Below are 13,621 nucleotides of genomic sequence, written 5' to 3'. Positions count from 1 at the left end.
ACACCAGCGCTTTTATAACGAATCACGGCGCGACTGTCCACGCCGCGCGTTTATCCCCGCTTGAACACCAGCGCCCCGCCCACCCAGGTAGCATCCACTTGCAGCTCTCGCATCCCCATCGTGTCACGCAGCGGACTCCCATCCAGCAACACCAGGTCCGCGTACTTGCCGGGCTCCAGCGAACCGCGATTGTCTTCTTGAAAAACCTGCCAGGCGGCGTCAATGGTCACCGCACGCAGGGCCGTCATGACATCCACACGTTGTTCCGGTCCCAGCACATCACCGCCGTAGGTTTGCCTGTGTACGAGGCTCCAGGCCGCCTGCAGCGGGCGCATCGGCGTTACCGGAGTATCCATATGCGAGGTGAAGCGCAGCCCCGCCGCCTGCGCCCAGCCCGCGGGACTGATCTGCGCGGCGCGCTCGGGGCCGATAAAGATCTCCCGATGTCGGTCACCCCAGAACCAGGTGTGCGCGGCAAAAAAGCTGGGCGTAACACCCAGTTCTGCCATGCGCTGGATCTGATCCTGGCGTGCCATTTGCGCGTGAATCAGAATCAGGCGCGGGTCGTCTGCAGGGTGGGCGGCCTGCGCCGCTGCAAACGCATCCAGGATGTCGTCAATGGAGGCGTCACCATTGCCATGCACAGCGATCTGTAACCCCGCGGCATGCAGGGTCTCGATCTGCTCGAACAGACGTTCCCGGGGTACCGCTGCATAGCCGCGGTACTCTTCGTCACCGTGGAATGGTGTGTGATAGGGCCGCGTGAGGTAACCGGTAAAGCCCTGGATACTGCCATCGGCGACGATTTTTACCGCGCCGACATCAATCCGCCGCGCCGCGAGGTCCTCCGGATCGAACGTGCCAGCGCCGATCGCGTCTCCGTAATCATCCTGCATGGGGAAGAGCACCAGCCGCAGCGGCATCAGTCCCAGTGCGCTGGCGAGCTTGAAACCCCCGGCCATCTGGGGCGCCACGCCCCCCGCCTGTGCGGTGGTGACGCCATATTCGGCATATTCACGCACTGCCGCACTCACCATGCGCAGGAAATCCATGGCGCCGAGATCCAGCATGCGTTCGGCAACCGGCAGGCGCGCGGTTTCCTCCAGCAAGCCGGTCAACTCACCGCTGGGCGTACGACCGATTACGCCACCTTCAGGGTTGGGTGTGTCTGCGCCTATTCCAACAGCCTCCAGCGCGCGACTATTGGCAACCACCATGTGCCCGGAAATATGCAGGAGCGCGACGGGGTGTTCGGGTGCCACCGCATCCAGTTCTTCACGGGTGGGGTGGCGCCCTTCCGCCAGCAGGGTATCGTCGTAGCCGAAGCCGGTAACCCACTCCCCCGCCGGCAGCTGCGCCGCCCGGGCCCGCAGGGCACCCAGCAAGTCCTCCATGTTTTCCATCGTCCCGATCGGCGGACTGTTCAAGTCCACAGATACCGTGTTCAGTGCGGAGCCGGGAAAGTGGCCGTGTGCATCAATGAAGCCGGGCATGAGTGTGCGCCCGGCGAGATCGATCACCTCGGTCCGGTCATCCACGAGTGCCATCATTTCCTCGTTGCTACCGAGTGCTTCGATGCGCTCGCCACGCACCGATAGTGCCTGAACCACACGGTTTTCGGCATCCATGGTCAGCACATCGCCGTTGACGAACACCTGATGCTCCGGTGGTGTCGGCAAGCGCGTGGCAATGGAGAACAGTGTGAATAACCCCACGGCAAACGTGAGCCCCAGTAACACCCAGGTCTTCCAGCTCATGGCATAATCTCCAAATGCACGTGGTGGTGGATCATGCGGCGCTGCCAATCACGATATCGGCGAGTCGCGCCCGGTGCCAGGCCGCATCGCCCCAGAGCACTTGCGAGTGTTTCTGACGCTTGAAATACAGGTGCACATAGCACTCCCAGGTAAAACCGATACCCCCGTGGCTCTGCACTGACCGGCTGCTCGCATAAGCCGCCATATCACTGGCCGAGGCCTTGGCCATATGGGCATACTGTGCTGCCTTCTCCGGCTCGCTGTCACAGGCGCAGGCCGCGTTGTAGACCAGCGACTTCGCTTCGTCGATCAGCACCATCACCTCGACCAGAGGGTGCTTGATCGCCTGGAAGAAGCCCAGCGGACGGTCGAACTGCTTGCGGGTGCTCACGTATTCAACGGTGGTGTGCAGTTGCCATTCGCCGGCACCGACCATGTCGGCAGCAAGGAGTGTCCAGATAGCGGGCATGGCTTCGTGCAGAACGGCCAGTGCGTTGCCGCTGACCTCCAGCCCCTGCGCGCCATCAAAGGTGATGTGGGCCTGGTCGCGGGTGAGATCTACAATGCCATCGGCCTGTACAGTAACACCCGCAGTGGCAGCATCCACCCAAAACAGGCCATGGCCGGCGGCAGTGCTGGCACAGACCAGCAGCTTGTCACATTTCAAGGCATCCTGAACGAACCACGCCGTGCCATGCAGTGCACCATCGCGGAATTCTACTTCGGTGGCCGCCGGATCCCACGCCCCATGACGATTGGTGAGCGCCAGTGTGGCTGCTGCACCAGAGGCAATGTCAGCCAGCGCTGTTGCCCCCGGTTGTTTACAGGCCACAAGCGCATAGGTGGCATTCAGTGTGCCCAGCAGCGGGCAGGGAAAAGCCGCCCGGCCCACCTCTTCCACCAGCCCGGCCACCGCCGCCACGGGCATTCCCACGCCACCCGCTTCTTCAGGCACCGCCAGCATGGTCCAGCCCAGCTCAACCAGCTGGCTCCAGAGGGTTTCATCCCACTGACACTGTGGTGCCCGCCCGGGTGTTGGATCACTGGCCACCAGGGCGTGCAGTTTGTCGGTAGTGAAATGCTCGCGGAAAAACTTGCGCGCCGATTCCTTGAGCAGTGCAGCCTCTTCGCCGAAGCCGTAATTCTTGGGTTGTGTCATGTGCTGTATTCCTTTTTCGGCTTCAATTCACTTCGACTTCGGCAGGCCGAGCACACGCTCGCCAAGAATATTGCGCTGCACCTCGCTGGTGCCCGCAGCAATCGTCATGCCGTAGGAGTTCATGTATGACAAAGGCCACTGCCCGCCAGCCGGTGCGTTGCTGTCGCCCATGTAGAGCGAGGACGCCATGCCCTCCACTTCCACGGCCAGCGCGGCGATGGATTGGGCGATTTCACTGGCCAGCAGTTTGTTTTGCAGCGGCAGGCGCATGGGGTGATCCAGCAGGGCCTGCACCCGCGAGCGGCGCTGGTTCTGCTTCAGGCCTTCCTCGCGAATCAGCTGGCGCATCAGTTTGTCGCGCAGCAGCACGTCATCGGCGGCCGTGCCTGCACCGCGCCTGGTGTTCCGTGCGAGGTCGATAACAGCCGAAGTGGTAATGTTGTGGCTGGAACGGTTCTTCATGCCGCCCGAGCGTGGCCCCTGCAGCTCACCCGCGCCGCGCTCGTGCAACAGCGTCGTCATCGCCACCTGCCACCCCTTGCCCAACTCATCCAGGCGGTAGCGGTCGTCCACTTCCAGGTTGTCAAAAATGACCTCGTTGAAGCCGGTCTCGCCGGTGATCTTGATCAGTGGCCGCACCGTCACCCCCTTACCCAAGGCGGCGCGTATCGGCACCACAAAATAGGACAGCCCGTCGTATTTGTGTGATTTATCCGTGCGCAGAAGAATAATCATCCACTCGGCAAAATGTGCCAGCGAGGTCCACACCTTGTGACCATTGATCACCCACTTGTCGCCGCGCGGTTCTGCAAAGGTTTGCACACTGGCCAGGTCGGAGCCGGCACCAGGTTCGCTGAAGCCTTGGCACCAGATGTCTTCGCCTGAAAACAAACGTGGCAGCAACTCCGCCTTGACCTCATCCCGGGCGTGATAGAACACGGTGGGGGCCGCCATGCCCAGGCCAATCACATTGGGCAGAAAGGGCGTGCGGGCTGCCAGCATCTCCTCATTTGCAACGCGCTGGCAATCCTTGCGACCGCCACCGCCCACTGCTTGCGGATAATCACAACCGATAAGGCCGGCATCGTAGGCCGCTTTCTGCCACGCCTGCAGGTAGCTCAGCTGCTCTTCGGTCATGATCTCGAGTGGTGTCTGCGGCAGCCGCACGGGTGGCTCACCGGGCGTGTTGCCTTGTAGCCAATCGCGGCAGTAGGCGCGAAATTCGGCCTGTTCGGGTGTGTCTTTGCGGGCGGAATCGTCGGACATGGTCTGTACCTGTAAAATTATGCTGTCAGTCAAAAAGCGCCAAAGTGTGGGCGATTTGCCTGCGCGAGGCAAGTTGTCAGCCAGGCCCCGGCGCACTGCAGCCGATGCAGCGTTGCGGAATGACGATCAGTAATGTGGAGGCGGCGCCTCAGGGCCCCGGGGCCGGGCATCATCGAGTGCCGCGGCCTGCTCATCCTGACGCTCCTTCAGCAGCTGCATCTGCCGCTGCACTACCAGCAGGTCCTGCTGCTGGCTGCTCAGCGCCGCCTGCAGCCCCTGCAAGGTGTCTTCCTGAAACGCCACCTGACTCTGCAGGTCCTCCAGCATTTGCAGCAATTCCTTCTTCTTCACTGTCTTCCCTCGCGGCACATTTCAATTGCAGCGCGGAGGCTAATATACTGCCGGGCGCCGCTCAACAAGGAATTGACCATGCCGCGACGCAACCCCACAAACTCCCGTCTCGTGTACTCCACCGATGGTGGGCGCCTGTGCCCGCAGTGCCAGCGCCCTGAGGCGGGCTGCGTCTGCGGCAAGGCGAAACCCGCCGACCTGGGCGATGGCATCGTGCGCCTGCACCGCGAAACCAAAGGCCGCGGCGGCAAAGCCGTTACCCTGATTCGGGGCTTGCCGTTGCAGGGCGATGAGCTGAAGTCGCTGGCCAAGGCCCTGAAACAGAAGTGTGGCGTAGGCGGTGCGGTGAAAGAGGATGCCGTGGAGATTCAGGGCGATCAGCGCGAGTTGTTGAAAGCCGAGCTGGAGAAGCGCGGATTCACAGTGAAGATAGCAGGCGGTTAAACGCAGCTTTTAATTACATATAACCGCAATTAATCCATATTTAAACGATTTTTGGCGAAATAAAACGCTGTTCTTACGCGCGTATTCTTTGCAGTTACACACTCTTCCGCACGTACTTAGTAAATAATTACACGCAACCTGTTATTTTTATTGGCTTTATTGAATTCGTATGCTAAAAATACCTGCAGGTGCCATGACGGCGCGGGTGAACCGAGCAAAGGTGGCCCGGTCGCAACAACAATAACGGCACCGGAAGAAAAGTGGAGTACGAAACGGCGGTAATGAATTCAATCGGCTTCCCGAGAGGATACAGGCCATGTACGTAACCGCAGAACACCTGAGAGACCAGGTCATCCGGCCCACATTGAAGTACCTGGGGGTGTGGACGGAAGCCTGTGAAGACTTCCTGCTACAGGCCGCCATCGAAGCGCCTGAGCTGGGCTTGTTCTCAGCGCGCAGCAGCGGGCTGGGGCTTTATCACATCACCACCGCCCAACACCGGGACATCTGGGACCGCTACCTGGCCTACCGCCCGGAGCTGGCCAGCCGTGTCCGGGGGTTGGCCAGTCAGCGGGCCTTTCTCAGCGACCCGGACGGTGAATTGCAAACCAACCTGGGCTACTGCACCGCCGTTGCCTGGCTGTTGTACCAACGCTCACGGGTCAGTGCCGACGAACCCCAGCGCGCCGCCGCCACTGCGACCGCCTGAACCCGACACGGCTGCCAGCAGCACGCGCCAGGCGGCGAGGTCATCCGGGCGATCAATATCCTGTAAGGGAGGCAGCAGCGCGGTGCTATAGCCCGCCTCTGCCGCCCGTGCCAGTGTCTCTGCCAGAACCGTGTCCGTGCCCCAGCTCACGCCATCAAACACCCCGCGACGCAGCGCGCAGCGCGCAGCGATTAGCACAAAGCCCCCGTCCAGCGCAGGCCCCAGAACGATGTCATCACGCTCCAGCGCCTGCACGGCGAGTTCCAGATACGCGCGGTCGATCCACGGGCAGTCGCTACCCACCAGGACCACCCGGCCAGCCTTCTGCAGCCCCGCTGTCAGGGCGTGTTGCATGCGCTCACCCAGATCGACACCCTGCTGCACGCATAGCCGGCTGACGCCCTCGCTCAGGCACTGCTGAAACAGCGCGTGATCGCCGCCGCCGGCAGTCCACAGCTCAACTGGGCCCAGGTGCGCCTGCAGCAAGCTACGCGTGGTCCACAGCACCAGTTGCTCGTGCAGCGCGCAGGCCTCGCCGGGGCTCAACGCAGGTTGCATGCGGGTTTTCACGCGGCCCGGCACCGGGGCACGGGCAAACTGCTGTAAGACCACACTCATCGAGTCACACCGTAGTAATACCGCCAGAGACGCGCCGGACTGACACCCAGCGCGTACGCCAGACGCAGGCCCCACATTTCCACCACCGTACGCGCCACCCCTCTCTTCTCCCATCGGCGGCTTGAGGTCCGCACCCACAAGCCAGGTGGCAGGAGAGGCCGCTGCTGCTGGCGCAGACGCACGCACAACTCGATGTCTTCCATGAGCGGAATCGCCGCGAACCCGCCTGCCGCTGCAAAGACGTCCCGACGCACAAACAACAACTGGTCGCCGGTGCCAATGCCGGAAGCACTGGAGCGCCAGCTGATCGCACGTTCGATCAACCGGAATACCGCGGCCCTGCCATCGAGGCGCAGCCTGAAATAGCCCCAGGCGGGGCGGAGCTCCAGCGCGGCGCGCAAGCTTCTGGCGTCAAACAGGGGGGTGGTATCCGCATGTAAGAACAGCAGGTACTCGCCCTGTGCCGAGCGCGCCCCGAGGTTCATCTGCAAGGCCCTCCCCGGCTCCGCCACAAGTACACTCGTTGCACCCGGTAGCGCGAGGGCCACCGTATCGTCATCGCTGCCGCCGTCCACGACAACTCGCTCCGCGCCGGGAAAGCGGGCTTGCAGGTCCTTCAGCAGGCCCGCGATGCGTGGCGCCTCATTGAGTACCGGTATGACAAAACTCAGTTGACTGGCGGGTGCTGCCACGTGCGCTCAGTACGCCAACTGGCGTTCGCGCTCGGTGAGCACGCTGCCCGACTCACCCAGCTGGTACTGGAATACAACGTTGTACGCCAGCACCGCCTGCACGTAGTTGCGTGTTTCACGAAAGGGAATGGTTTCTATCCACACATCCACCGGGACTGTGGCATCGGCTGCGTTCAGCCAGCGGGTGACACGATGGGGGCCGGCGTTGTACGCGGCGAGCGCCAGGACACGATTGCCGTCATAGCGGTCGAGCAACTGACGATAGTAGGCACTGCCCAACAGTACGTTGTGCTCCACATCGTAGAGTGCGCTGTCCGAATGCGGGGTACCGAGGCTCGCGGCCACCTCGCGGCCCGTAGCGGGCATCACCTGCATCAGCCCACGGGCACCAACCGGGGAACGGGCGCCGGCGTAAAAGGCACTCTCGCGGCGCGCAATGGCCATCAGCTCGGTTTTCTGCAGGCCGCGCTGCGCTGCCAGGCGGGTGAAGGTGTCGCGGTAGGGTAATGGAAAACGCAAGTCCAGTGCGTCCCAGGCCTGGGCACGGTTTGCCGCATCAATCGCCATGCGGTGCCAACCCATATCCGCTGCCAGCGCTGCCAGTTCAACCTGCTCCTCCGGCGTCGTGAGCTGTAAGGTCTGGTACCACTCCGAATGTGCGAGGTTTTCTTCCTCATGGTGGTAGAGTTCCTGAATGCGCTGCACTACCGGCAACTCACGCAACGGGCCCGCGCGCTCCGCGGCCACGGTAATCACCTGCGGATTGAACTGGTAGGGCAACCCCAACCGGTCTGCAGCGAGAAAGCCATAGTAGTCGCGCTCGCCAGCCAGTTCGCGAAACAGCGCCTGTGCCAGCTCGGTTTCGCCGTCGCGCTCATAGAGTACGGCGCGCCAGTAGCGCCATGCCGGCGCCGCCCTGCCCTCCACCGACAGCGTCTTCAGGGTTGCCGCCAGCGCTGACCAATCCTGCTCCTCCAGCGCCCAGCGCAGCCTGACCTCCACCAGCAGGTCATCGCCCAGGCGGGCCAGGGCATCGTCCACCCACGCCAGATTGACATCCGAGCGTGCAAACAGGCTGCGCAGCGCCAGCTCCCGCTCCGCCTGTATTTGCTGCGCGGCAGTAAATACCATGCGCTGCTGAAAATACTGCCACTGGACCAGTGCCGCTTCAGGCTTGTAACGCGCGAAATAGGCGGTGCCATGTGCCACGATGTCAGCCACCTTCGGGTCATCACTTGGTTCAAGACGGTTTTTCATCTGATCCGGCTGCACATAGGCCTGGAGCAGGCGCTCGGCCCAGGGTTGCAGGTCGGCACTCCCCTGGCGTGCCACATAGTTCATCAGGCTGCGCTGCCTCGCGTCGAAGGCTTTCAGCAACCGCGCCCACACGGCGTCATCGTCAAGCTCCCCGGCTTTCTGCCAGGCAGCAAACAGTGGATCGCAGGCCTTGGGGCGCGACTCACCGTGCACCCAGAGACGCTCTGCACCCTCCCAGGCTGCCAGCGGGTCGGATGCTGCGAGTTTGGCGCGGAAGTAGTAGCACTTGAGATCAATGCTGTTGGGCTCTGTCGGCATCACGGCGAGAAAATCTCGCCAGCGCTGCTCCTGCCCAGCACGCCGCAGGTATACCGCCAGGAAGCGATTGGGCAAGGGGGTTCCGGCGCTGCGTTGCAGGAACAGCTGCGCGTCACCCGGGCGCACGGCACTGGGCTTGCGGCTGAGCTCAAAGTAGTCGAGATACATCGCCAGCGGATACTCATCGAGTGCCGGGCGTAATTGCTGGTACTCCGTCCATCGCCCACGGTCGATGGCAACCACCGCATCGCTGTAGCGCTCACGGTCTACGGGCAGGTCGGATGCCTGCGCTGCGCCTGCATTGACTGATAAAAACTGGAGTGCGAGAACACCCGCGACACACCGCCACCGCAATCGGGTAACCCTCTCTAAACAACCTGCCGCCGCGCGGGTGCGCGGCGGACACTCACGGTGCAGAGAGTGATACGCCAGCGCGGGATTTGCAAGGGGCTGGCGGTGGACGAATTGCATATGGTGCCCCCGCCAGGACTCAAACCTGGGACCTACCCCTTAGGAGGGGGTCGCTCTATTCAACTGAGCTACGGGGGCGCTGCGGGCGGCGAGTATATCAGCAGCCCTGCATAGATGGCACCACCGGCCGTGTCCTGAATGAGTCAAAGTGAAGGCAGGGAGCAATCCAGCGTGATCGAAAGTAGAGGGATAGCCCGGTGTCCTGTGCAAGGCCACCGGGGGGAACGCGTTTCAGCTGTTGGGCAGGATAACCGCATCGATCACGTGGATCACGCCGTTGGCGGCCTCAATGTCGGTCGCCGTGACGTTCGCCGCGTCGACCTTAACGCCTGCATCAGACGCCGTTACCATTATCGTGTCGCCCTGCAGGCTGGTCGCCTCGGTCAAGGTTACAACGTCTGCGGCCATCACCTTCCCCGCTACCACGTGGTACGTGAGCACGGCAGACAGTGTCTCCTTGTTTTCCGGCTTGAGCAGGTCGTCAAGAGTGCCCTCAGGCAGCGCGGCGAATGCCGCATTGGTCGGGGCAAACACGGTGAAGGGCCCTTCACCAGACAGTGCCTCAACCAGCCCTGCGGCCTTCAGCGCAGCAACCAGGGTCGAGAAATCCGGGTTGCTCACCGCTATTTCTACAATCGTCGGCTTGGCCATTTCCTCGGCGTGCGCGTGACCGTCCGCGGTCGCAACGGAAGACGCCAGCAACATGCCGCTCAAGGCGGCCAGTGACATGAGTTTCGAGATTAATCGCATAATAGAGCCTCGCAAGTTCAGGTCGTGTTGAATCGGCGATTCAACGTCAACAGACTTTACGAGTCCTGTGCTGGCGTGGACTGGCCCTGTAGACGTTTTGACCATCCACAGGGCTGCGTGCAGGCTTAGCCGCCAATATCCAGACAGATCTTGCCGAAGTGTTGCTGGGATTCCTGGTGGCGGAACGCATCAGCCAGCTGTTCCAGCGGGTAGCTACTGTCGATAACCGGTTTGATACCGCCCGCCTCTACCGCTGCCAGCATGTCGAGTTGCTGAGCTCTGCTGCCGACGGTAATGCCGCTGATGCGCGCATTTTTCTGGAACAGTTCGGCTGTTGGCACCTCGCCGGCAAGACCTGTCAGCACACCGATCATGCTGATACAACCGTCAAACGCGGCGGCTTTCACAGACTGCGGCAATGTACCGGGGCCGCCCACTTCAACCACCAGGTCCACGCCGCGACCCTCGGTGATTTCCTGGACGCGCTTCCCCCAGGCAGGCACGTCGCGGTAGTTGATCAAATGCTCGGCCCCCAGCTCCCCCAGGCGCGCCAGCTTGGCATCCGATGAGGACGTGGCGATGACCCGGCACCCCATCTGGCGAGCAAACTGCAGCGCAAAAACCGATACGCCGCCACTGCCCTGCACCAGCACCCAGTCCCCGGGGCGCAACTGTGTTTCTACCATGAGGGCGCGCCAGGCAGTGAGGCCGGCGCAGGTGAGCGTTGCCGCTTCCCGATAGTCCAGCCCCTTGGGCATGCGTGTAAAGCCCTGCGCCAGCATGGTGACCGTCTCCGCGGCAAAGCCGTCGACGTGGTCGCCGGGAACGCCGGTGACTTTGCGCAAATCCGGACGGCCGTCATGCCAGGCGGGAAAAAAGCAGCTCAACACATCATCGCCCACGGCAAATTCGGTAACGCCCTCACCGACGGCGGTTACGACGCCGGCGCCGTCTGACATGGGAATTCTGCCGTCGTCTGTGGGCAACATTCCCAGAGCCACTACATAGTCGTGGAAGTTCAGCGAACTGGCACGCACCTGCACCTGTATTTCGCCGTAGCCGGGTGGGCGCGTATCGCGCTCGACCACCTTGAGATTGTCCAGGCCACCGGGTTTTGCAAGGGCTACTGCGTGCATGTGATGTTCTCCATTATCGGGTGAGAGGGGCTTGTGTAGGCAGATACCCGCTTCTCAGGCACTGCCTCGCACTATCAGACCCGCAATGTAGGCAATATGCAGCGCCACCACAAGCAGCGTGAGCTGCACCCGCATGCGCGAGTACCAGCCGCGCGCTGCGCTGCTGCCACGTTCGTACCAGAGCGTTGCCAGATGAGCCAGCGCCAGCAGGCCTGCGGCGATCACGGCCTGGGCTGTCAGCACACTGCAGACGGCAAATAGAACGACGCCATTGCTGACCAGCAGGCGCAGCGCTTTATCTCCACCCGCTCGGCCGCGCGCTGTGCCCCACAGTGAGCCGGCGATGAAGCAGAGAATAGCCAGTGAGTAGACAATAAAGCCCTGTTGCGACAGTGCGCGCGGATAATCACGCAGAACCCAGACACCCGCCACGCTGGCTGCGAAGGGCAAGAGGCCGGCGTAACCGAGGCCAGTGACCAGGCGTGTCATCGCCTCAATCGCTCAGTCAGGTACTTTGCTGATGACCAGCAGGATCTCCCCGACACGGATGCCAAACTTGGTCATAATGGATTCATTGATCAGTGTCGTTGGGTTCACCAGGTACATGCGGTCGTCGATACGCAGGTCAAGCGTGCCATCGTCCCAGGGTATCTGCAGCACGTAATCGAGAAACATGCTGTTGCCTGCTACGCTGATCCTGCCTTCCCCAACCACATCGCCGGCGGTGCCTACATACTCGCCCTCTCCTGTGGGGGTAAGCGTCCACACTCGACGGTCCGGCTCGTCATCGTCGAACAGGAAATCCTCTTCGAGCGTGCCGATACCATTCTGCCAATAGGCCTTGATATCTGCATTGAAGTAGCGAATCACCTTGCCGCCGCGATCCTTGATAACGCCGTGTGCGGTCAGCTGCCCCTGAAAAAATGTCTCGGGGACCAGGGTTGGCTGGTTGTTGGCGTATTCATCTACCGTCACCGCGCCGCAACCGGAGAGGCCCGATAGGAGAACGAACAGCACGAAAAGGGAAAATGGCTGGCGCATTGGGTCGCTCACAAGACAGAGGGTTCCTGCTTGTTTACGCGCGCTACGCGCCGGGGGATCACCCGGCCGGGAAAGCCTACAGCGTGTAGTGAACACCAACGTGGTAGCTGCAGGCCTGGCTGCCGCTGAAAGCACGCAGGCGCGCCTCAATGGCCGACTGGTCACGCTCGACAATCCCGAACATCAGTCCATCAAAATAGCCGAGCGCCTTGGCGTAGATGACATCGCCGGATTCGGCGTCGTAGGCACCCAGCACCTCCTCCACCTGGTCTGCGTACTCGTCTTCACTGAGAAAGCCCAGTGCATCGTGCGCGAGCACACAGCTCAATTGACGCGCAGCGGCAAATTCCTCCGCGCCGAGTGAAAGCGCCTGAGCCTGGCTGGCGGTAACGAGCAATAGTGCAGCAATCAGTGAACGCATGGTACGCTGAACCCTCCTCCGGGGAGATGTCGAAAGCCGCGACTTTACGCCCGCTTTATGACACCTGTGTGACAACAATATGAAGAATGCGGGGAGTACAGAGACATGAGTCTGAGAGTCGTTGTGTGGGGCACCGGTAACGTCGGCCGCCCCGCGATCAGGGCAGTACTATCCCACCCGGGCCTCGAGCTCGCCGGCGTGATTGTTGCCAACCCGGAAAAAGTGGGTGTCGATGCGGGCCTGCTTGCCGGTATTGCGCCGGTTGGCGTGCTGGCCGGCAACGATGCCGCGGCATTACTCGCCGATCGACCGGATGCCGTGGTGTACACGGCAACCGCGGACACGCGGCCCGAGGAAGCCATGCGCGACCTGCTGCAGTGCCTCGAAGCCGGTTGTAGCGTTGTCTCCAGCGCTTTTTATACGCTGCTGCACCCAGCCTCAAGTTTTGCCGAGGTGCTGGACCCGATTGAGGCCGCCTGCAAACGCGGCGGCGCCTCGCTATTTGTGTCCGGTATAGATCCTGGCTGGGCCATGGATATGCTGCCGGTTTTTGCCAGCGGTACCAGTTCCGCGATAACGGAAATACGCAGCCGTGAAATCTTCAACTACGCCCTCTATGACCAGCCGCATGTGGTAAGGGAAGTGATTGGCTTTGGCGGCGACATGGACGCTCTGCCCATGATGTTGCACGAATTTGCCATCGAAATGGTCTGGGGGCCGATGGTTCGTTTGGTGGGCGATGCGCTGGGCCATCCGGTGTCCGCTCTGGAGGTGAACGTGGAGCGGCGCGCGCTGGAGCAGGACGTCACGGTTGCCGGCATGGGCGTGTTCCGCGCCGGTACCCAGGGGGCTTTTCGCTTTGAGGTACGCGGGCTGCACCAGGGGCACCCGCTTTTCGTGCTGGAACATATTACCCGCATTGACGACCGCTGTGCGCAGGACTGGCCCTATCCGCCGCACAGCGGGGGCTGCCATCAGGTGATTGTCAGTGGCAACCCTACCGTGACGCTGAGCCTGCATGCGGAAGACCAGTTCGAACCCGGCGCCGGCGGCGGTGGCAATGCATCCGCCGCCTGCTGGCTGGTGAATGCCATTCCCGCCGTGATCGCGGCGCCTACCGGCGTGGTGACGGCGCTGGACATGCCGCGGATAGACGGCAGCAGCCAGTTGGGCATGGAGTTGCCGTAAAAGAAAAGGCAAAAAAAACGCCAGCTCAAGGCTGGCGTAAAGG

15 protein-coding genes and 1 tRNA gene are annotated in these 13,621 nt (G+C 62.0%); 3 read left to right on the top strand and 13 right to left on the bottom strand.

Features of this window, described 5'->3' with window-relative positions:
* Positions 1 to 50 precede the first annotated feature (50 nt).
* From EGJ68_RS09665 to EGJ68_RS09650, 4 genes are all read right to left on the bottom strand, one after another.
* A complete protein-coding gene (locus EGJ68_RS09665) occupies positions 51 to 1,757 on the bottom strand; it encodes an amidohydrolase (protein WP_123034346.1) in 1,707 nt (568 codons plus the stop codon).
* 31 nt (positions 1,758 to 1,788) lie between these two features.
* The gene (locus tag EGJ68_RS09660) at positions 1,789 to 2,916 is read right to left on the bottom strand and encodes an acyl-CoA dehydrogenase family protein (RefSeq protein WP_123034345.1); all 1,128 of its coding nucleotides are present in this window, start codon (positions 2,914 to 2,916) and stop codon (positions 1,789 to 1,791) included.
* Positions 2,917 to 2,943: 27 nt separating this feature from the next.
* Positions 2,944 to 4,182 carry an acyl-CoA dehydrogenase family protein gene (locus EGJ68_RS09655; RefSeq protein WP_123034344.1) on the bottom strand — a complete coding sequence of 413 codons (1,239 nt, stop codon included), beginning with the start codon at positions 4,180 to 4,182 and terminating at the stop codon, positions 2,944 to 2,946.
* A 126-nt stretch (positions 4,183 to 4,308) separates the two neighbouring features.
* Positions 4,309 to 4,533: a SlyX family protein gene (locus tag EGJ68_RS09650; protein ID WP_123034343.1), complete on the bottom strand. Its 225-nt coding sequence runs from the start codon at positions 4,531 to 4,533 to the stop codon at positions 4,309 to 4,311.
* A 78-nt stretch (positions 4,534 to 4,611) separates the two neighbouring features.
* On the opposite strand from EGJ68_RS09650, the gene EGJ68_RS09645 reads away from it, so the two are divergent.
* Entirely contained in the window at positions 4,612 to 4,977 is a 366-nt protein-coding gene (locus EGJ68_RS09645) for a translation initiation factor Sui1 (RefSeq protein ID WP_123034342.1), read from the top strand.
* Positions 4,978 to 5,293: 316 nt separating this feature from the next.
* Complete coding sequence (locus EGJ68_RS09640) at positions 5,294 to 5,686, top strand: hypothetical protein (protein ID WP_123034341.1); 393 nt, start codon at positions 5,294 to 5,296, stop codon at positions 5,684 to 5,686.
* On the opposite strand, the gene EGJ68_RS09635 is transcribed toward EGJ68_RS09640, so the two are convergent.
* The 9 genes from EGJ68_RS09635 to EGJ68_RS09595 all read right to left on the bottom strand — a co-directional run bounded on the left by EGJ68_RS09635 (position 5,633) and on the right by EGJ68_RS09595 (position 12,390).
* The gene (locus tag EGJ68_RS09635; protein ID WP_123034340.1) at positions 5,633 to 6,304 is read right to left on the bottom strand and encodes a TIGR04282 family arsenosugar biosynthesis glycosyltransferase; all 672 of its coding nucleotides are present in this window, start codon (positions 6,302 to 6,304) and stop codon (positions 5,633 to 5,635) included. The two genes, EGJ68_RS09640 and EGJ68_RS09635, sit on opposite strands and share 54 nt — an antisense overlap.
* Positions 6,301 to 6,996, bottom strand: a complete 696-nt coding sequence (locus tag EGJ68_RS09630; RefSeq protein WP_123034339.1) for a TIGR04283 family arsenosugar biosynthesis glycosyltransferase — start codon at positions 6,994 to 6,996, stop codon at positions 6,301 to 6,303. The genes EGJ68_RS09635 and EGJ68_RS09630 overlap by 4 nt, the downstream gene beginning before the upstream one ends.
* 6 nt (positions 6,997 to 7,002) lie before the next feature.
* On the bottom strand, positions 7,003 to 8,925 hold the full coding sequence (locus tag EGJ68_RS09625; protein ID WP_158283596.1) for a transglycosylase SLT domain-containing protein: 1,923 nt from the start codon (positions 8,923 to 8,925) through the stop codon (positions 7,003 to 7,005).
* Positions 8,926 to 9,043: 118 nt separating this feature from the next.
* Positions 9,044 to 9,120 (bottom strand) — tRNA-Arg (locus tag EGJ68_RS09620).
* A 153-nt stretch (positions 9,121 to 9,273) separates the two neighbouring features.
* Positions 9,274 to 9,792, bottom strand: a complete 519-nt coding sequence (locus EGJ68_RS09615) for a fasciclin domain-containing protein (protein ID WP_233248756.1) — start codon at positions 9,790 to 9,792, stop codon at positions 9,274 to 9,276.
* Positions 9,793 to 9,917: 125 nt separating this feature from the next.
* Positions 9,918 to 10,928: a zinc-dependent alcohol dehydrogenase family protein gene (locus tag EGJ68_RS09610; RefSeq protein ID WP_123034336.1), complete on the bottom strand. Its 1,011-nt coding sequence runs from the start codon at positions 10,926 to 10,928 to the stop codon at positions 9,918 to 9,920.
* A gap of 54 nt (positions 10,929 to 10,982) precedes the next feature.
* Positions 10,983 to 11,417, bottom strand: a complete 435-nt coding sequence (locus tag EGJ68_RS09605) for a DUF3429 domain-containing protein (RefSeq protein ID WP_123034335.1) — start codon at positions 11,415 to 11,417, stop codon at positions 10,983 to 10,985.
* Positions 11,418 to 11,429: 12 nt separating this feature from the next.
* A complete protein-coding gene (locus tag EGJ68_RS09600) occupies positions 11,430 to 11,969 on the bottom strand; it encodes a DUF3833 domain-containing protein (RefSeq protein ID WP_123034334.1) in 540 nt (179 codons plus the stop codon).
* A gap of 76 nt (positions 11,970 to 12,045) precedes the next feature.
* On the bottom strand, positions 12,046 to 12,390 hold the full coding sequence (locus EGJ68_RS09595; protein ID WP_123034333.1) for a hypothetical protein: 345 nt from the start codon (positions 12,388 to 12,390) through the stop codon (positions 12,046 to 12,048).
* Between the two features lie 105 nt (positions 12,391 to 12,495).
* On the opposite strand from EGJ68_RS09595, the gene EGJ68_RS09590 reads away from it, so the two are divergent.
* On the top strand, positions 12,496 to 13,578 hold the full coding sequence (locus EGJ68_RS09590; RefSeq protein WP_123034332.1) for an NAD(P)H-dependent amine dehydrogenase family protein: 1,083 nt from the start codon (positions 12,496 to 12,498) through the stop codon (positions 13,576 to 13,578).
* Positions 13,579 to 13,621 lie beyond the last annotated feature (43 nt).

It is taken from the genome of Haliea alexandrii (assembly GCF_003719295.1).
GTDB lineage: Bacteria > Pseudomonadota > Gammaproteobacteria > Pseudomonadales > Halieaceae > Haliea > Haliea alexandrii.
Note: the sequence above shows the minus strand (reverse complement) of the source record. Positions and strands in the feature narration are given on the sequence as shown.